Origin of the sequence: Butyricicoccus sp. AM78-15b2TA (assembly GCF_027665985.1) — a bacterium.
Taxonomy (GTDB): Bacteria; Bacillota; Clostridia; order Oscillospirales; family Butyricicoccaceae; genus Agathobaculum; species Agathobaculum butyriciproducens.
In genome coordinates this window covers 43,425-64,145 of sequence record NZ_JAQEHY010000009.1, presented here as the reverse complement: position 1 = coordinate 64,145, position 20,721 = coordinate 43,425, and the positions used below count along the sequence as shown (strand labels likewise).

9 protein-coding genes are annotated in these 20,721 nt (G+C 56.0%); 6 read left to right on the top strand and 3 right to left on the bottom strand.

Going from position 1 to position 20,721, the window contains the following annotated elements; translation table 11 throughout:
• Positions 1–196 precede the first annotated feature (196 nt).
• The gene (locus PGS25_RS09685; protein ID WP_270418479.1) at positions 197–2,776 is read right to left on the bottom strand and encodes a X2-like carbohydrate binding domain-containing protein; all 2,580 of its coding nucleotides are present in this window, start codon (positions 2,774–2,776) and stop codon (positions 197–199) included.
• A 330-nt stretch (positions 2,777–3,106) separates the two neighbouring features.
• Between PGS25_RS09685 and PGS25_RS09680 the strand changes: the two genes are divergently transcribed.
• The 4 genes from PGS25_RS09680 (at position 3,107) to PGS25_RS09665 (ending at position 8,867) form a co-directional block, all read left to right on the top strand.
• Positions 3,107–4,834: a phospho-sugar mutase gene (locus PGS25_RS09680; RefSeq protein ID WP_270418478.1), complete on the top strand. Its 1,728-nt coding sequence runs from the start codon at positions 3,107–3,109 to the stop codon at positions 4,832–4,834.
• Between the two features lie 128 nt (positions 4,835–4,962).
• Positions 4,963–5,811 carry a hypothetical protein gene (locus PGS25_RS09675; protein ID WP_270418477.1) on the top strand — a complete coding sequence of 283 codons (849 nt, stop codon included), beginning with the start codon at positions 4,963–4,965 and terminating at the stop codon, positions 5,809–5,811.
• 243 nt (positions 5,812–6,054) lie between these two features.
• The gene (gene trkA / locus PGS25_RS09670) at positions 6,055–7,425 is read left to right on the top strand and encodes a Trk system potassium transporter TrkA (protein ID WP_270418476.1); all 1,371 of its coding nucleotides are present in this window, start codon (positions 6,055–6,057) and stop codon (positions 7,423–7,425) included.
• The gene (locus PGS25_RS09665; protein ID WP_270418474.1) at positions 7,422–8,867 is read left to right on the top strand and encodes a TrkH family potassium uptake protein; all 1,446 of its coding nucleotides are present in this window, start codon (positions 7,422–7,424) and stop codon (positions 8,865–8,867) included. The genes trkA and PGS25_RS09665 overlap by 4 nt, the downstream gene beginning before the upstream one ends.
• A gap of 253 nt (positions 8,868–9,120) precedes the next feature.
• On the opposite strand, the gene PGS25_RS09660 is transcribed toward PGS25_RS09665, so the two are convergent.
• Positions 9,121–9,279: a hypothetical protein gene (locus PGS25_RS09660; protein WP_270418473.1), complete on the bottom strand. Its 159-nt coding sequence runs from the start codon at positions 9,277–9,279 to the stop codon at positions 9,121–9,123.
• 415 nt (positions 9,280–9,694) lie between these two features.
• On the opposite strand from PGS25_RS09660, the gene PGS25_RS09655 reads away from it, so the two are divergent.
• Complete coding sequence (locus PGS25_RS09655) at positions 9,695–17,782, top strand: InlB B-repeat-containing protein (RefSeq protein ID WP_270418472.1); 8,088 nt, start codon at positions 9,695–9,697, stop codon at positions 17,780–17,782.
• A gap of 401 nt (positions 17,783–18,183) precedes the next feature.
• Entirely contained in the window at positions 18,184–19,485 is a 1,302-nt protein-coding gene (locus PGS25_RS09650; RefSeq protein WP_110435567.1) for a hypothetical protein, read from the top strand.
• 63 nt (positions 19,486–19,548) lie between these two features.
• Here the strand turns inward: PGS25_RS09650 and PGS25_RS09645 are convergent, their stop codons facing one another.
• Entirely contained in the window at positions 19,549–20,718 is a 1,170-nt protein-coding gene (locus PGS25_RS09645) for a M20 metallopeptidase family protein (RefSeq protein WP_270418471.1), read from the bottom strand.
• Between the last annotated feature and the right edge of the window lie 3 nt (positions 20,719–20,721).

The following is a 20,721-nucleotide window of genomic DNA, read 5'->3' as shown; positions in this document are numbered from 1 at the left end:
GTTTTCTTACCCCCTCACCCGCCAGCGGTCTGCCGCCGCTCTGCGCCGTGCCGCAGGCCGCCCTTATTTCCCTATCGCGCCCCAACCGCAAGCCGCTGTGCGCCGTTCTGACGCCCTTGCGCCCTATCCCTCATCCGCCTGTAAAAGCGCGCAAAAAAGCCGCCCGGAAAACCGGGCGGCTTGCATTTTTGAGAAATTACTTGAGCTGTACGCGCTCACGAATCGAATCGGTTACGGAAAGCTGTACGCTCTGTGCGGAGTAGCCGGTGCACGCCACCTGCGCCACATAGCTGCCGCGCTTGAGGCTGAACGACGCCGTGCCGTCCGTGCCGGTGGTGATGCTCTTGCCGCCAACCGTGACAACCGCACCGGACAGCGGTGCGCCGTACGCGTTGGTGACAACCAGCTGTACATTCTCGAGAATCTCGCCGGTCAGCTTGACCGTGCGGCCTGCAGAGATTTTGACCGTCTGCGTAACCGCCGCGGTAAAGCGCGAATGCGTTGCCGTTACAACGTACGAGCCGCGCTTGACATAAACGGTTGCCGTGCCGTCCGAGCCGGTGGTCAGCGTCTGCGCTGCCGTACCGCTCTCCGCGTCCGAAGGCGTGAAGGTGACGGACGCACCCGAAATCGGCAGACCGAGATCATCTACCACGGAAGCCGTCAGCGCGTAAGTGGTAACGTAGTTGACACGCAGCGTCGGGCTTTGACCCTTGCTCATCACAAAAACGAAATCCGCATAGGATGCACCGCTCTTGCCGAATTCCGCAACCGCAGACTTGTTGATCGTGACCTTGCTGCCCTCGATCTTGTACTGCCAGTTCTCCTCGAGCGTCTTGCCGTTCGAGCGGATATTCTTGAGCTTTGCACCGTCTACCATGTTAAGTGTTACCACCAGATCGGCGTATCCGCCGGACGAGGTGTTCGCGTCAAAATCGATCGTGGACGGCTGTACTTCGTTCACCGGCGCGGTATCTACCACGCTCAGCGAGCAGGTAAAGGACGAACCCTGATTGGGTACGAATGTAACCGTATAAGTGCCCTTGCTCTTCTTGGCAAGCGTCTCCTTGAGCAGACGGATCGTGCCGTTCGTTGCATTATAGGTGTAATCCGTGCCGCGCTCGAGCACCGTACTGCCGATTTTGACGGAATCCAGACGCGTGCCCGCCGGAAGAACGACGTTTACCGTCTGATCGGCATAGTTTGCGGACTGCTCGTACTTGTCAAAGGTAATCTGGCTCGGGCTGACTGCGCTCTGCGCCGAGTTGCTGACCGCCAGACCGATGGCTGCCTTGGAGCCGTCCTCAAAGGTCAGCTCTGCGGTGTAGGTGCCCGCCTTGAGCGTGGACAGATAGGTTTTGTACACACGGATGCCGTTCTTATCGCTCAGCAGGTTGTAATCCGTGCCCTGCTTGAGATTGGTGCCGTTGACCGAAACACGGGTCAGATCGTTCTTGTCCGCGTTGAAGGTGAACTCGTAGGAGAACGCGATCGCGTCCTTGTTGTTCACGTCGATAGACAGCGTGGACGGAGAAACCGAAACGCTGGTGGACGCCGCAACGTCCTTGCCGGCAATCTTCGCGGTAACGCCGCTCGCCAGCTCAACGCTGGTCGGCTGCATGGTCAGCTCACAGCCGTTGGAGTTGAGCACCGCCTTCTGGACCGAGCCGCCGCCGGTGACAGTGGTTCTTCCGTTCGCGGTAAGCGTGCTGATGGAGGTGCTGCCGGTCGTCAAGATGGTGCCGGTCTGCTCATTGGCAACGTCCCAGACAGCTGCATCCAGCGTCAGGCTGACGCTGCTGCCGTTCATTTTAAGATCGGAGAAGCCGCCTGCAGTCGCTGCCAGATTGCTCTCGGTCAGCGTTGCAGAGGTTTTTACCTCGGTGGTGCCGATGTTGGTATTGCCGGTCGCAATGACCTGCGGGGTCAGGCCGGTCGGGTTGGAGACGACCATCTCGAGTGCGGAAACACCGTCCAGCGTTACATTGCCGCCGCTGACGATGATATCGCCCGCAACGGTAACATCCTCAAGCGTTACATTGCCCGCCAGAACGCCCTCGGTGATGTACAGATTGCCCTTGATATCCGCATCGGCCAGCGTGCACGGTACAGAAATCGTAACGTTTTTGGTATCACTCTTGAGCGTAGCCTGCGAGTACACGTTGCCGTTCTTATTCAGCGAGGTGCCCATATAGCCGTACAGCATTTTGGCGATTTCGCCTCGGCTGAGCGTGCCCTGCGGCTTAAAGGTACCGTTCGTGTAGCCGTTGATATAACCCTGCTTGACCGCTTCCGCAACGTAGGATTTGCTGTAATCGCTCAGCTTGGCCCGATCAGAGAACATATCCAGCGCAGACAGGTTAGCCGTCGGCGTGTACTTGTGCAGTCGGCCGAGGATGGTTGCCGCCTGCTCACGGGTCAGCGTGCCCTCCGGCGCCATACGGTTGTTGCCGACACCGTTGATATAGCCCTGCTTGACCGCAATCTGCACGGTTTCGTAGAAAATATCGCTCGAATTGACATCCGAGAAGCTGATATCCGCCTTTTCGGTAAAACCGAACGCGCGGTTGATGTATCGCATGAACTCCCAGCGCGTTACCTTGTCATCCGGGCCGTAGTTGCCCGTGCTGGCAGACGGATTGATAATGCCGTTTTCATGCAGCTCAGTAATGTAGGACTTTGCCCAGTGGCCATCAATATCCGAAGCCGCAAAGGCAGCCGGCACGGTGCTGACCAGCAGCGCCGCTGTCAGTACGGCGGAAAGGACTTTTTTCAAAGCTATCACCTCTTATTATAATTTACCTTTATTCTACCATTCTTTTGTTTATTTGTGTACTGTTATTTTTATCTTGAGACAGGGCTTTTGACTAAATAGACGGCCTGCTGCCGGTTTTGGTTCCGCATTTTCGCAGAATTTTCCGGTATCCTCACAGAACGTACAATTTCTGCTCTGCCGTTTTGTATATCATTACTCTTCTTCATGGAATCTTTTCACAAATTCGCGCAAAACCCCTTGCATTGACAGCCGGATATTGTATAATTTAGATAGTGGCAATCCGTCGGCTGAAAGCGGCGATGCGCCAACTAACACGATGAGGTGATACCAATGGATTATATGTCGGAATACAAGCGTTGGCTGGACTGCTCTGCCCTCTCTGCGGACGAGCATGCCGAGCTGGCTGCTGTTGCAGATAATCAGGAAGAGATCGAAAGCCGTTTCTTTGCGCCGCTGTCGTTCGGCACGGCCGGTCTGCGCGGTGTACTGGGCGTCGGCCTCAACCGCATGAACCGCTTTACCGTCGGTCAGGCTGCACAGGGTTTGGCAAACCTGATCGTATCGAACGGTCAGGCCGCAATGGACCGCGGCGTTGCCATCGCATATGACTCCCGCCATTTCTCGGCCGAGTTCGCCAAGCAGTCTGCGTGCATCATGGCCGCAAACGGCATCCAGTCGCTGCTGTTCGATGAGCTGCGTCCGACCCCGGAGTTGTCCTTCGCTGTCCGTCACTACGGCTGCATCGCAGGCATCAACATCACGGCTTCCCACAACCCGAAGGAGTACAACGGCTACAAGGTTTACTGGGAGGACGGCGCACAGCTTCCTCCGGCCGAGGCAGACGTGGTTGCCAACGAAATGGCAAAGACCGATATCTTCACCGGTGTAAAAACTGCAGACTACGATGAGTCCGTCAAAAACGGTCTGATCCGTATTCTGTCTAAGGAGACCGACGAGGCTTACCTCGGCGAAGTCATTAAGGTTGCGGTAAATCCGGACTGCGTAAAGCAGGTTGCCGATGAGTTCAAGCTGGTGTACACGCCGTTCCACGGTGCCGGCTACCGTCTGGTGCCCGAGATCCTGCGCCGTCTGGGCTACAAGCACATTATCTGTGAGCCGGAGCAAATGAAGATCGACGGCGACTTCCCGACCGTTAAGAACCCGAATCCGGAGTACAAGGAAGGCTTTACGCTCGCCATCGAGCTGGCAAAGCAGAACGATGTTGATCTGATCATCGGCACCGACCCGGACTCCGACCGTACCGGCATCGTCCTCAAGGACAAGTCCGGCGAGTATGTCACCCTATCCGGCAATCAGGTCGGCGTGCTGCTCACCGATTACATCATCACCGCAAAGAAGCTGACGAACACCATGCCTGCACATCCGGCGGTGCTCAAATCCATCGTTACCACCGAGATGGCACGCGCGGCGGCTGAAAAGAACGGCGTTGAGTGCTTCGACACCTTCACCGGCTTCAAGTTCCTTGCCGAGAAGATCAAGCAGTTCGAGCAGGACGGCTCGCACGAGTACATTTTCGCGTTTGAGGAATCCTACGGCTACCTGTGCGGCGATTATGCCCGCGACAAGGATGCCGTTACCGCTTCTATGCTGATCGCCGAGATGGCGGCTTACTACCGCACCCAGGGCAAGACCCTGTACGACGCAATGGAAGAGATGTACGAAAAGTACGGCTGCTACTGCGAGCAGACCATTTCGATCGTTATGCCGGGCGTTTCCGGCCTGCAGCGCATGAAGGAGCTCATGCAGGAGCTGCGCGACAAGCCGCTGACCCAGATCGGCACCCACAAGGTCGATTACACCCGCGACTATATGCCGGGCACCCGCACCTGCATGGCAGACGGCAAGTCCGAGCCGATGGAGCTTAAGGGTCAGAACGTGATGTACTACGAGCTCGAGGGCGGCACAACCTTTATCATCCGTCCGTCCGGCACCGAGCCGAAGGTCAAGGTTTACATCATGGCCAAGGGCGAGAACAAGGCCGAGGCCGCAGAAAAGGTCGAGGCTCTGACCGCTGCAGCGAAGGAAATCGTAAAGTAACTGAGGCAACACCGCAGTAAAAATCCATCAACGCTGAATGCAGCCGAATTCCGGTTCGGCTGCATTTTTCCGGAATCACCTTGATTACCGAAATTATTATACCTTAATTATTTTAGGGGAACAAAAATATGATCAAACGCATTATTTCCTGTATTGTAAGCACGGTCATCGTGCTCGGCGCCACTATCGCGTATGACCGCACGCCTGCATGCCGCATTGCCGTGATGGAGCAGGTGCCGACACAGCTGGCTTCCGTTCTGCCGCGTGCTGCCTCCTACGAACTGGAGCTGCGCACGGAGGAAGGCAACCGCAGCTACACGGTCAACTGCCATGACAAGGACGGCAGCACCTTCCGCTCCTACACCATGCAGACCGTGGAAGGCGAGGAAGAACCGCTTAATTTCACCTACACGGACTACACCTACGACGACAACGGCAACTGTACGGATGCTGTCACCACCGACAAGACCAACAACTCCACCTCGGAGTATCGCCGCAGCTATGACGACAAAAGCCGCGTTCTGCGCACGGAAAACTACGAGGACGGCGAACTTTCGGCCTCCTCCGAGACGGTTTACACCGAGGTTGACAACGGTCAGTCCTCTGCCGTCAACACGGTTTACGACGCAGACGGCAACGAGCTGATGGTCGTCCGCATGGGCATGAACACCAACGGCGACGTGCTGTCCTCCCGCACCTACGAGGGCGAGGACAATATCACCTCCTCCACCGACAACCGCTACGACAGTCAGGGGCGACTCATCCAGTCGGTCACCGTAGACGAGAGCGGCGTCGTGTTCGAGGTGCTCACCGTGTACTCGGTGGACGGCAAAACGCAGACCACCCGCTCGACCATCGAAGGCGGCACCCTCTCGACCGATACCCGTACCTTTGATGATAACGGCAATCTGGTCTCCATGCACCAGACCGACAGCGACGGCTACGCAAGCGATACCACTTATACACAGTTTAAGTGACCTGTCGCGGAACTTTAATCCGCAGTGAAAACCACCCGTTCGGGTGGTTTCTCCTTTTTCCCGGACATACTATTATCAGCTATACACCGACCATTTCTCCCTATTTGTCGGTTTTCCGCTAAACTCCTGCAAAATTCCTGTCTGGATATTGCTTTTTCCCGGTCAAACAGCTATAATCGCTATATGCGTATCAAGACTGTGTCAACAGAGCACAGCTATAGAGAAATAGATCGGAGGTGCGCTATGCGCATCATTATTGTAGGCTGCGGCAAAGTCGGCTCGGAGCTGGCAGGACAGCTCAGCGCGGCCGGACACGACCTGACACTGATTGACCTGTCCGAACGCCGGCTGAACGAGCTTTCCAATATGTACGACCTTGCTACAGTAAAGGGCAGCGGCACCAGCTATCACGTTCTGCGTGAAGCCGGCGTGCAGGATACCGACCTGCTAATCGCCGTTACCACCCATGACGAAATCAATCTGCTTTCCTGCCTGATCGCTCGTAAAGCATCCGGCTGCCACGCCATTGCGCGTGTGCGCGATCCGGAATATGTATCCGACCTCGGCTTTATCCGCGATGAGCTGGGTATTTCGATGGTCATCAACCCCGAGCTGTCCACCGCGCGTGTTGTTTCGCGTCTGATCCGCTTCCCGTCGGCCATCCGCGTCAGCACGTTTGCCCGCGGACGCATCGAGCTGCTCGACCTCAAAATCCCGCACGAGTCCCGCCTGGACGGCATGGCGGTCTGCGAGGTCAATCCTCTGCTCCGCACGGACGTGCTGCTGTGCATGGTCCGCCGCGACGGTCAGACCTATATCCCGAAGGGCGACTTCATCCTGCACGAGAACGATAACATCACCGTCATCATTCCGCCGCACGAGCAGAACGAATTTTTCGAGAAGGTCGGTCTGCCGGTCAAGCGCATTTCCTCCGCAATGCTGGTCGGCGGCGGCAAAATCTCGTACTTTCTGGCGAAAATCCTGCTGGATTCCGGCATTTCAGTCAAGATTATCGAAAACAAACTGGAACGCTGCGAGGCGCTTTCCGAAATGCTCCCGAACGCGACCATCATCTACGGCGATGGCACCGACCGCGACCTGCTCGACGAGGAGGGTCTGGCAACCTGCGAGGCGTTTGCGGCGCTCACCGGCATGGACGAGGAGAACATTCTGCTCGCGCTGCACGCCGGCCGTCATTCCCGTGCCAAGCTGTTCACCAAGGTCAACCGTGTGAACTTTGAGGAAGTCATCGCCAGCATGCCGATTGGCAAGGTGATTCGCCCCAAGCAGACCACCGCCGAGCTGATCAGCCAGTACACCCGCGCCATGCAGAACTCGATGGGCTCCAACGTGGAGACCCTGCATCAGCTGGACGGCGCAGAAGCGCTTGAATTCCGTGTTGCGGCGCACCATCTCACCGGTGTTCCCCTGCAGGATATGCCGATTCGTCCGGATGTTCTGCTGTGCTGCATCAACCGCAAGGGCAAGCGTATCATTCCGCGCGGCCACGATGTGCTGCATGAAGGCGATACTGTTATCGTCGTTTCCACCTTCGAGGGCATGAACGACCTTCAGGATATCTTCCTGCCGACAACCAGAGGGAGCGGAAGATGAATTTCGCAATCGTCCGCTATCTGATCGGCTGGCTGATGGGCATTGAGTCCCTGTTCCTGCTGCTGCCCGCGTTTACCGCGGTCATTTACCGTGAACCCGAGCTGCCTGCCTATATCGCCACTGCACTGATTTGTATGGTCGGTGCAGGCATTCTGTGTGAATATAAGCCAAAAAACACCAAGTTCTACGCACGCGAAGGCTTTGTGGCAGTCGCGCTGTGCTGGCTGGTGCTGGCCGTGACAGGTGCCCTGCCGTTCGTGCTCAGCCGCGAGATTCCGTTCGCAGTAGATGCGATTTTCGAGGCCGCATCCGGCTTCACCACCACCGGCGCTACCATTCTCGGCGATGTGGAGGCGCTTTCGCATGCCTCCATGCTATGGCGCTGCCTGATGCACTGGGTCGGCGGCATGGGCATTCTGGTGTTCATGCTGATCGTCCTGCCGCTGGCAGGCGGTCAGACCATTTATCTGATGCGTGCGGAAAGCCCGGGACCCTCGGTCTCCAAAATATCGCCGCACATGCGCGATACCGCACTTATCCTGTACGCGATTTACTTTGGACTGACCGTTCTGCAGATTATTCTGCTGCTGTTCGGCGGCATGCCGATGTTCGACGCCATCTGCGTTTCGCTCGGCACGGCAGGCACCGGCGGCTTCGGCAACTGGAATGATTCCATCGCGCATTACGACAGCGCCTACCTGCAGAATGTTATCTCGGTCTTTATGATCCTTTTCGGCATCAATTTCAACGCGTATTTTCTGCTTTTGACCCGTAAATTCAAGCAGTTGTTCAAAATCGAGGAGATTCGCGTGTACCTCGGCGTGATTGCCGTATTTACCACGCTGATCGCCTTCAACGTGCGCGGCTGCTTCAGTTCGCTGCGCGAGAGCTTCCACCATTCCCTGTTTCAGGTTGCGTCTATCATCACGACCACCGGTTTTTCAACCGTGGACTTTAACCAGTGGCCTGCATTCAGCAAGCTGCTGCTTGTGCTGCTGATGTTCATCGGCGCGTGTGCCGGTTCGACCGGCGGCGGCATGAAATGCTCGCGCATCCTGCTGCTGTTCAAGGGCGTAAAGAAGGAAATGATGTCTCTGATTCATCCGCGTCTGGTGCGCGTGCATAAAATGGACGGACAGCGCGTCCAGCACGAGGTCATGCGCTCGGTCAACGCCTTTCTTGTGGCATATCTGATCGTCATTGCCATTTCCGTCCTTATTGTCAGTCTGCACTGTGAGGATATGGTAACCAGCTTCACCTCGGTTGTTACCTGCATCAATAACGTCGGTCCGGGACTCAATCAGGTCGGTCCGGCAGCCAACTTCAGTGCGCTGCACCCTCTGAGTAAAATCGTGCTGACTTTCGATATGCTCGCCGGTCGTCTGGAGCTGTTCCCCATGCTTCTGCTGTTTGCGCCGGAAACGTGGAGAAGAAACCGATAAAAAAGCTGCCGCTGAACGTATACCGTTTAGCGGCTTTTGCGATGTCGAACGACCACAAATCGTTCCGGTGCTCCACCGACACACCTGAATCATCGCGGCAGAATATGTCGAGATGGGGTTTTCCGGTTGCTCAGGGTATCTATCTCTTTGGGTAACATAATGGTTTTCGGCATATCGAGCATGCTGAGCAGTTCCTCGGTAAAATAAAAGGAATTGCGGTCTCCCTGCTCAAAAATCAGATACGGATAGGGTTTCAGTTCATCGAGCGTGATGCACTTCCGGTCTGTGTTTCCCGCAGGATAAAACCGTACTGGTCCGCGTCATACTCCTTGACAACCTCGTCGAATGCGTTCACCGCAAACGAATAGTGCTGACATGACACGCAGAACTTAGGCACGCGCTTTCGGCCCACGCCCGAAGTGCTCCTGCATGATGTCTGCCTGCTCGAGCAACATACGCGCAAACGAAAGCAGTGCCGCACTCATCCGTGCTCTGCCCGCACGGTTCCGCGCACTGGCGGAAAAGTACGGCTGCGCCTTTCACCCCGTTTTTGTCACCTGACAAAACCGGGGTGTTTTTTTACCGCATTTTATCCACAGCCTGTTGATAACTTCTGTGGATTGTGTGTCATTTTTTTGCAGAATTTACGCGTGTTTCACGCTGTTTTTCCTATCGGTGTATTTCGTGTCGAAAATCGGACATTTCGTGTATCCGGCCGCACAACGGGCTGCAAAGCTGCTATGATAAATGCAGGCAATTTTTAGTCTCTTTTCTGCAGGCGCGGCTCGTTCCACTGCACCGCAGAATGGGAAAAGGAGGAATATACCATGAAATTCAAACGCGGCATAAGCCTTGCTCTGGCACTGGCGATCATCTCCGGCATGGGCGGCCCGCTTGATATCCGCGCAGCGGCGGCGGATACCGGCAGCTCGGACGCGCTTGCGGCGCTCGGCATAGATTCGAGCAAAGCGCCCGATGGCTTTAATGCCAACGACCCCAGCAACCCGTATGGCCGCAATACCATCAAGGTTACACCGGTGTACGAGCTGTATACCGTTGGTCTGACGAATGATGTTCTGCCGTCGGATAAAATCGGCCTGGGCAAGTGTGAAAGTGCAGAGAAATGCAATACAAGCGTTTCCCAGTCCAACCAGAAGGACAATACCCTTCAAAGCACGCTGTACGGCAATGATGATAACGCATCTACCAAGGCTGAACAGTTTCTGACGGCTAAAACCGATTCCAAGAAAATCTCCAAGGGTAAAACCACCTCTACCGGCACATACGCACAGTTCCCGATAGGCAGCAAGGACAATGACGGCTATGCCACCAAGGGTTATCTGACCGGCATGACCAATGCCACTACCAAGCTGAACGACAAGACCGATTACGCCATGGCAGACGTAACTGCAGGCCATTTCACCTCGAGCAGTGACGCCAAGTCCTCGCAGACGGTCATGGTTTACGCCGGTGACCTGAGCGCGAAAGGCGGTCTGTACCTGCGGTTCGGCAATGCGACAACCGGCGAGTACGGCAATCCGATCACGCTGCTGGACACCAGCAAGGAAATCGGCAACCCGACCCTCAAGGACAGCGCCGAAACGTCTGACGGTCAGACGACCGAAGCCAAGCTGGTCGAAAACTTCGCAGAAAACCCGTATCAGCTGAAAAACTACCTGCAGGTAGCTACCGGCGACTGGGACAACGACGGTAAGGACGAGGTTGCGGTCTATGTGCCGGAGGTCGGCAATTCCCGCATTGAGATTTACGACCTGCAGACTGACGATTACTCCAATCCCTCTAACTGGAGACAGGCGTGGACGTACTTCTTCCGTGAGGGCAGTGTCGTTTCCAACATGATCTCTCTCGTCAGCGGTGACGTCAACCAGGACGGCGTAGACGATCTCGCCTGCACCTGGGGTTACTACTACGGTCCGCAGCAGAACGCAGGCTCGCGTGCCGTTGTAATGTTCGGTTCCACGAGCGCGCACATGCTGCAGAGTTCGCAGGAATTCCCGCTGACCTACGAGGGCAGCAATCTGGTCCGCGCATCCTTCGCCTTCGGCGATATGACCGGCGGCGGCAAAACACTGATTCTGGCGGCTCAGTCGGATGATGACCTCAAGGCAAATAAGCAGAACACGCGCTATGTAGGCTTGTACGCATGGAACGGCGTCACCTTCAAGCCGTCTGTCTCTAAGAATTTCGATCTGTTTGCAAAGAACGATAAAGGCGAGTACATCTACGGTGCAATGGCAAAGCACAACGATACCTTCCGTTCTTTGCCGCTGTGCCCGGCCAATACGGCTATCATCTCCCGTCCGACCGCAGGCGAAAAAGCCGATAACGGCAAAACCAGCGATCTGCTGTACTTTGACAGCCTTGTTATCTCCTGCGACGAGAATGGTCTGAATATCAAGCAGGCGCTCGACAACACGGATGCTATGCCGAATGATGACTACGTTGAGTACGATGCATCCGCAGGCTCTGTGACCACCGCGGTGAATAAAGACAACAACACCGCAGGTTCGGGTACGCTGTTCACCCTGACGCAGACTATGTCCAAGGATGAGAACAAGCAGTCTGATAAGTACACGGTAGACGGTAAGGTTCCGCATTACGAGCTCCGCTACTACTACAAAAACTGGCTGCACAAGCTGTTCAAGATTCGCTCCTCCTACTGGGCGTTCACCGGTACATACGATACTGTAAACAAGGAAACAAACTCCACATACAACAAGCGTACTCCCGGTACAACCAGACTTTCGACCGTCAACCTGTTTGACGGCTCTCAGCCGGTAAAAACCGATGTCAACAGCTCGTACACGCTCTGTCTCGCCAACACGGACGACGATACCAGCTACATGACCTACACCGGCAAGCACTATTACACCTACTCCGACCCGCAGGTTCTGGCGGTACTGGCTTCGCCTCCGTACTTCTCCGATCTGCTCGACCGCGATGACCTGTCTGGCAACTATGCTGAGTCCTCCACCACCTACTCGAGCATGAAGGGCACCGAGAACGGCACCAGCTCCTCCTCTACTATCTCGGTCGGCGCGTATGTCTCCTTTGAGCAGGAATTCTCGGTATTCGGCGTTAAGATCGGCAGCGTTGAGGCAGAAGCCGCCTTTACCTCCGGTTTCACCTACGAGACCGAGCACACCTCCTCGCTCGAGCAGTCCATCACCTACGAGACAACCTCCGGCGAGGACAGAGTGGCGTTCTATTCCATCCCGATGGAGATTTACGAGTATACCTCCTACATCCCGGACGGAACAGGCAAATACACTAAAGTAACCTCCACCGTTTCCATCCCGCACGAAGCCTCGATCGGTCTGATCGACCTGTCCGACTACGAAAACATTGCCGAGGATTACAGCGTTCTGCCGTCCATTTCGGGCAGCGTGCTGACGCATACGATTGGTGATCCGTCCAGCTATCCGAGCGCACCGAGTGCAGGCTCCAAGGCTTATAACGGTGATCCGGCTAAGGTTGACTTCACCGCGGCAGGCGGCGGCTCCGGCATCACGCAGGAAATCAGCTTCTCCACCTCGGACAGCAAAAACTACACCAACACCACCTCTATCGAAACCAAGGCCGGTGCAGGCGCAGGCGGCGTAACCGCAGGCGTTGTGGCAGGTTCGGAACACTCTGCCGGCAAGGTGTCTGTCAACACCGCAGGCGGCTCGTTCTCCGGTTCGCTGCAGAACATGCCGATTGAAGCACAACCGTACGGCTACGGCATGAACTGGAAAATTTTCTGCTATAACTACCGCAGCGGCAATCAGGCGTTCCCGGTTGTTACCTACGCGGTAACCGAGCCGCAGGCTCCGTCTCCGCTGCCGGAGGATTTTGAGCAGGATGTTGCGAAAACCACCGATGATTCCGTCACCCTGACGTGGACCTACGACAAGATCGTTTCCGGCTTCCAGCTGTACCGCTACTACAACTTCCCGGACGGCTCCGGCCGCAAGGAACTCGCATTTGTGCCGTTTACCGAGGGTGACCGCAACGATGACGGCACCTACACCTTCAGCTACACGGATAAGAATCTGTCTCCCTATACCGAGTATGAGTATCAGATTCAGACCCGCAACAACAACAAGGCTGAGCAGCAGCGCAACAGCATTTACAGCGAACCGCTGACCTGCCGCACCAAGGCCACAGCAGGCTATCCCAATATTTCGGTAACGATTGACGGCAAGGAAAATCAAACGGTTCTGCCGATCTATCCGGATTCTCTGGCAACCGCAACGGTTAAATATAACGGAGACAATAAAAATCCAGCTGGCGGCAAGTACAACAGCGTAAGCTATCAGTGGCAGAAGCTGAACGGCGGTTCCTGGACCAATATTGCCGGCAGCGTTTCCGATACGCTGAGCATCGAAAACGCCGGTTCTGCCGACAAGGGCACTTACCGCTGCCGATTGAATGTGCTCTACTTCGACAACACCGCCCAGAAGGAGTTCAGCATTTCCGCTTACTCGCCTGAGATTACCACACAGTACAGCAAGCGCACGCCTAAGTGTGAGCTGACGGTTACGGCGAAGAATGTACAAAAAGGCGACACTACTCAGTTTGACCGCACGCTGCATATCAATGCTAAGATGAGTTCCGCGTCTGCGTCTTCCATCCCGACCGGCACGCTCAGCTTCCTGATTCGCGGCACGGACTTCTCTACCACGGTTGCGGCTGAGATTGACAATACCGGCAACGTTACAAAGGATGTTATCGTGCCCGCAGACGGCGCCTACACGGTTACCCCGTATTATCCGGGCAGCTATGTATTCAAGGATATGAGCAACGCGGAAGGCAAGATGGTTCTCGTTGGCGAGAACGCGACCGGCTATCAACTGACGCTCACCAACGGCAAGGATAACAACAGCGTCACCCGCTTCACCTACGGCGATACGGTAACGCCGTCGCTCTCCCGCATGAGCAACGATACGAAGGGTCTGCAGAAGGTCACTAACGCAACCTTCAAGTACGCGGTTTCCGGTTCCAAGGATTCGCAGCCGCTGACAGAGAACAATAAGCTGAATGTCGGCACTTACACGCTGTATGCTTATGTAAACGGCGAAACCAATCCGGTTGCGGAAACCGAGTTTACCGTTGTTCAGCGTGCCGTTACGCTGCGCGTTGTCACTCCGTCGGACGGCGTTGCACAGGATAAGGTTGATCCTACCGACTCGAAACAGCTTTCTCTCACGGCAGACACGAAAAATATGACTGCTGAAGAGATTACCGCTCTGCACCTTGGCTATACCGCAGTCAACACCGCAGGCAACGAGGTAACGCTCGCGCCGAACATTGCACCCAGCAACTACACGGTTTCTCCGTGCAAGACTACCGCTACCAACGAAACGCTGTACAACAACTATGAATTCACCTTTATCCCCGGTGTTTACACGGTAAACGGCCTGACTTACATCCTGACCCTCAAGGCTGAGGACTTCGGCGAAGGCGCAAACAAGCACTCTGTCGGTTCTGCGTCGATCATCACCGCAGGTCTGAATGCCGGCAAGGCGGATGACGGCAGTGCAATCTCCAGCTTTACCGCAAACACCGATGTCACCCTGACGGCTGTGCCGGATGCAGGTTATGCAGTCGATTACTGGACCTATGACGGCACAGAAATCGAGAACAGCAAGGAGAAGAACTCGGTTACCATCAAGACCCTTGCAAAACCGGCATCTGTTTTGGTTTACTTCAAGACCACCAATACCAAACTGAATGCTTCCGTTCAGAATAAGCAGGGCGGTACACTCAAATGCACGGATGAAAATGGCTCCGAAAGCCTCAAGAATTTCCCGGCTTACATTGCCAGCGGTGCAAAGTTCAACTTCACCGCAACGCCGGATACCGGCTGGCACTTCAAGCAGTGGATTCTCTCGAAACGCGGTGCAAACAGCTATCCGTCCGGCGAATCGGACCCGACGAACGGCTCCAACATGCTCTCTGTTGAGGTTGGCGTGCAGGATATTGATCTGGCTGCCGTATTCGAGCGCGACAGCTACACGCTGACGCTAGAAGGTGAGCTGACCGCAAGCTATCAGACGGTTGATCCGGACGATACCTCCAAAACGCTTACCAAGTCTCTCAAGAGCGGCGAAAGCGTCACCGGTGATACGAAGATTACGGTAGCGCCCAAGGCAGGCTATGCTGCCGCCACGGGCGAGACCTATCAGGTGAACGGTACGGCTGTTGAAGCAGGAAAACTCAACGCTGACGGCAGCTATACCTTCCCCATCACTGAGAATACCAAGGTTTCGCTCAAGACCGACCGTGCCGCATTTGCGATTACCACACCGGAAATGGAGCATGGCACGATCATTGCAACCGTAAACGGCGAAGCTGTGGACGATCTGTCCAAGATTCCCGGCGGCAGCAAGGTTGAACTGCAGGCACGCGCAGACCGCGGCTGGCATTTCAAGAATTGGGTTGTAAACGGTACTGCTCAGGATGAAGCTGCGGCAAAGACCAACGGCACTTACACCATCAGCGAACTGGCCGACAATCTGTCCATCAGCGCTGCATTTGCCGAGAGCGATTCCTACACTGCCAAGGCTACCGCTGCGGCCGGCAACGGCACCGTAAAATACACGCTGTATGATATCTACGGCGTGGAAGTCGAGACCAAGGCTATGCCTGCAGAAGGCGTAACCATTTATAAGGATGAGGAAATCACCTTCCATGCAGCGCCGAAGACTGGCTATCAGGTTGAACAGTGGGAAGTAAACGGCAAAAAGACTGCCGGAAACTCCAAAACCAATCCGGAAGGCAAAATCCGTGCGGACAAGAATATTACTGCAACCGTATACTTTAAGGTTACGGCAAGCTATCAGCTTACTTTCGGCACCGTTGGTGAGAACGGTCATCTGACCGCCAAGATTGACGACACCGCGATTAACTCTCAGACCAAGCAGCCGAACAGCAGTGAAATCACCTTCACTGCAGCACCAAACACCCAAAAGATGGTCGAAAAGTGGACGGTTACCCAGGGTGACATTACCGCAGCAGAAAACGATGCTGTACAGGTTGATGGTGTAAATCTTGTCGATCCAATTTATATTCACACACTCGATGCCAACCAGACCATCCGCGTTCACTTCACCGACCTTGTGCAGTACAACGCAGCAATCACCGGCACGAACGGCACCGGCAAATTCACCTACACCACGCCGATTCAGCCGAACGACACCGGTACAGTCAACAGCGCATCCGCTCAGGTTCGCAAGAACGGCACGGTCAAGCTGACGCTCACGCCGAGCACAAACTGTGTCGGCACCGCCGAGGAAATCAAGTCCGAACTCCAGAAGGCGGCTCCGAATGCCGTTGTTTCCGTCACTGAGAAGGACAGCAGCTTTGAAGCGGTTATCCGCAACGTAACGGAAGCTCTGACGGTCAACACCGACAATCTGTTCCACAAGACCTACGCAATCACGGCCAATAAGGCTGAAAACGGCAGCGTTTCCGCTTCTGCGGCACGCGCCAAGGCTGGCGACAAGGTAACGCTCACCGCTGCACCCGCAAGCGGCTATCAGCTGAAAACCCTGACGCTGACACCGGAGACCGCACTCGACAAGACGGTTTCCGCGTCCACCCTGACCTACACCTTCACCATGCCGGCGAATGACGTTGCAGTTACCGCAGCCTTTGCCGTCAAGCCGAGCAGCGGCAGCGGCGCAGGCGGCGGCGGTGGAGCGGGCGGCGGCGGTGCTGCACCGGCTCCGTCCGACAACGGCTCGTCCTCCATCACTGCACCGGACGGCACCAAGATTCCCGCAACGGTTGCGGTAAAGAACGGCACCGCAGCGGTTTCTGCCGACAGCTCCAAGCTGACTGCGGTTTCCGGCAAGGATTCGCTGACGCTTGATCTGTCCGCAGACTCCACCGTACGCGCGGTATCGCTCACCGGCGATGTGGTAGCTGCTCTTGCCGGTGCAAAGAACGGCGCAGCGCTTATCCTGCCGAACGGCACGGTTGCACTCGACCGTGAGACGCTGACCGCACTCAGCAGCGCCGCACAGGCTGACGGTATGGCAAGTATTTCGTTCGCTTCCGCTGACAAGTCCTCCCTGACTGACGCACAGCGCAAATACCTGCCGAAGAACAGCACCATCCTGAACATTTCTGCACAGGTACAGCCGAAAAACGGCACTGCAACCCATGTTCACGCGCTGAACGGCACGGCTGCGATTTCTGTGGCATACACCCTCAAGAGCGGCGAGAACGCCGATCATCTGGTTGCATACTATCTTGCTGAGGACGGCTCGTTTGAAAAGCTGCCTGTCATTTATGATGCAGCGACCGGAAAGGCTACCTTTAAGACCACCCACTTCTCCACCTTCGTTATCACCCACGAGTACAGCAGCGACTTCTCCGATGTCAACCTGCGCAAGTGGTTCTACAACGAGGTCAACACTGCACTCGAGAACGGCTGGTTCAAGGGCCTGACCGCAACCAAGTTCGGTCCGGATGACGGCATGACCCGCGCAATGCTGGTTCAGGTGCTCTACCGCATGAGCGGCAGCAAGGCCGCTTCCACCGCACAGTTCACCGATGTGGCGGACGGCAAGTGGTACGCAGAAGCCATCGCATGGGCCTCCGAAAACGGCATTGTCAACGGCTTCACCGACGGCAGATTCCAGCCGGATACGCTGATCACCCGTCAGCAGCTGGCGGCCATCCTGTACCGCTACGATACCTATCGCGGTCATACGCCGCAGGGCAGCGCAGCACTCGATGGCTACGCAGACGCGGCTTCTGTCGAGTCGTGGGCTGCTGAAGCAATGAGCTGGGCGAACGGCAACGGTCTGGTAACCGGCGTTACCCCGACTACGCTCGTGCCGAACGGCACCGCAACCCGTGCTCAGGTAGCGGTTATCCTCAGCCGCTACACCGACCAGTAATCCCATCCGATCCATACCTCCCAACGGATATGGTATGAACAACCGCCCTGCAAGGGCAGACAATACCGACAGCGCCTGAAGACGCACACAAGCGACACCAATCGAAAAATGGTGTCGCTTGTTTTTTGCTTCTCACACGGAATACGCTCGCGCGAGAACAAATCGAACAGCCGCGGCAGAAATTCCATGCCCATATGTCAGCTTCTTTTCCGGCGTGATATACTCTGTCAATCGAATCACAAGTACTTCCAATCTCACGGCCCATTATATCGTACACCACGTTCTATATTTGCATAATACTGTGCAAATTCGACTTATTTTGATTTACAACATCTTTGAAGGGTGATATACTGAAATTACCAGATAAGATGCGCCGGATTATGCTTTGAGGAGATGCTATAATGACCATGAATGACCCGCTGCTCCGCACGGACAGCTATGCAAAAATTTTCCTGTACAACACCCATGAAACCGTCGCCTGTGTGCCGCGCCACACCATCCGCATGCGCGATAAAGTGCGCCCGGACAAGCTGCGCGAAGCCGTCGAGCAGGCACTGCTGCGCTTTCCGCACATGATGCTGACCGCCGAGCCGACCGAGACCGCGTTCCGCTACCGCCGCAACGTGCAGCCCGCCGTGGTGCTGCCGTTCGATGGCGTATCCACCCGCTACACCATCGGCTCTAAGGATACGAACGGATACTTATTTCTCGTCGGCTACCACGACAAGACCATCTATATGGAGTATCAGCACTCTATCTCGGATGGACGCGGATTCGAGGAGTTTATCCGCTGTGTACTGTTCCAGTACCTGAAAAACTGCGGTTTCCCGGTTGAGAATGACGGCTCTGTGCGCGGCATGGATACCCGCTGGTCTCCCGAGGAGAGCGCAAACGGCTACGAGCAGCTGGCAGACCGTGAATTTTCGCCGGATGGCATCTGGAAAAAGCCGGAGGCTGTTCATGCCCCCGAGGTACAGTGGGGCGCTGACGGCTCCGAGGTCGTCACCGAGGTGACGTTCCCGTTTTCGCAGCTGCACGATTACGCAAAGTCCATCGGCGTCAGTCCGCTGTCTGTACTGGCTCCGCTGATGATGAAAGCGTTTGATGATAAGTTCGGCGGAACGGACAAGCCGGTTATCGCGGAGATTCCGGTCGATCTGCGTCCGCTGCTGCCGACGCTTACCACGCGGTATTTTATTTGCTTCATCGATCTGCCGTATTTTCCGGAATACCGCGATCTGCCGAATGACGAGGTGTTCCGGCGCACGAAGGCATTTTTGAAGGATCAGATGCAGCGCGAACAGCTGCTCTATCGTGCAAAAGCCGCCGCAGACCGCTGTGAATCGCTGCATGAGGCAGATATGCCGCTCGCGGAGAAAATGCAGGCGGCGCAGAAGGTCACGACCGATTTTGTGCTCGAGGACAGCTTTCTCATTACCAATGTCGGCCGGTTCGCCCTGCCGGAAAGCTGCCGTCCGTATGTACTCGATTACGGCGCAATCCTGCCGTGCGCCGTGCAGCCGTTTGCGCTGCTGATCTCGTCGTATGGAGATAAAATGAAACTGTCCGTCGCGCAGCGCGATCACGATATGCAGGTTGTCGAGGATTTGTGCGCCGGTCTGCGGCAGCTTGGCATCCAGCCGGAGACACTCAGCTATCCGTTTGTAGTAACACGGTATAACGGACTTGAGTGCGGGATGTAAGTTCAAAACTGTAATTTCAAAAGCAAAACGCTCAGCTATCGTTTGATAGCTGAGCGTTTTGCTTTATCCAAGCCGCGCGACTGTATACCCGACATACAGACCGGCACCGGTCACAAGCGCATTCTCGTCCACATCGAAGCCGCCGTTATGGTTGGTGATCATCGTGTGCGGAAAATCCGGATTGCCGGTGCCGAGATACGCATACGCGCCCGGCTTATACAGCTCAAACTCGGCAAAATTGTCGCCGCTGAGCGACAGCTCACGGTCGGTGACAACGTGTCCTTCTCCGAGCAGCTCGTCCACGACCTGAGCAGCTTCCTCGCACACCTGCGGGTCATTGACGAGCGCAGCGGCAAAGTCCGTCCACTCGATTTCTGCCGTGCCGCCGTACAGCGCAGCGATGCTCTGCGCTGTCTCACTGACCTGTGCGCGAACGCGGTCACGGCTCTCCTGCGAAATGGTGCGCGTTGTGCCCTCCATTTCAGCAAATGCTGCCACGGCGTTGTAGGTCGTGCCCGCGTTCAGCTTACCGATGCCGATGATGACCGGCTCGGTCGGTGAAGTGCAGCGCGTAACCAGTCCCTGCACTGCCACAACAATCTGGCTGGCGATATACAGCGCATCCACGCCCAGATGCGGCGTGGAAACGTGCGTGGACCTGCCGTGCACGCGAATGCGGAAATGATCGACTGCGGCGTTGTTGATGCCCGGTTTGAGTCCTACCGTGCCTGCCTCCAAATCGTATGCCGTGTGCAGACCGAACACGCGCTCGGCACCCTCCAGCACACCGGCTGCGACAAACGGCTTTGCGCCTTTTCCGATTTCCTCTCCCGGCTGAAACACAAGACGGACTTTTCCGCTGAACGCGTCTCTGTTCTCCGACAGGATTTTCGCGGCACCCAGAAGGCAGGCAGCGTGCGCATCATGACCGCAGGCGTGCATGACGCCTGCATTCTCCGAGCGATAGACGCACTCGTGCGTCTCCTCAATGGGCAGCGCGTCGATATCCGCACGCAGAACCAGCACTTTTCCGTTGTCCTTTGCGCCCTTTAGCGTGCCGAGCACGCCGGTCTCGCCTACGCGCGTGTGCGGAATGCCGAACTTGTCCAGTTCCTCCTCAATGCGCTGTGCCGTGCGGAATTCCTGCAGGCTCAGCTCCGGGTGCCGGTGAAATTCCCGACGGATGGATACGATGTAGTCCTTCGTTTCCGCTGCGGCTTTCTTTACATCCATGAC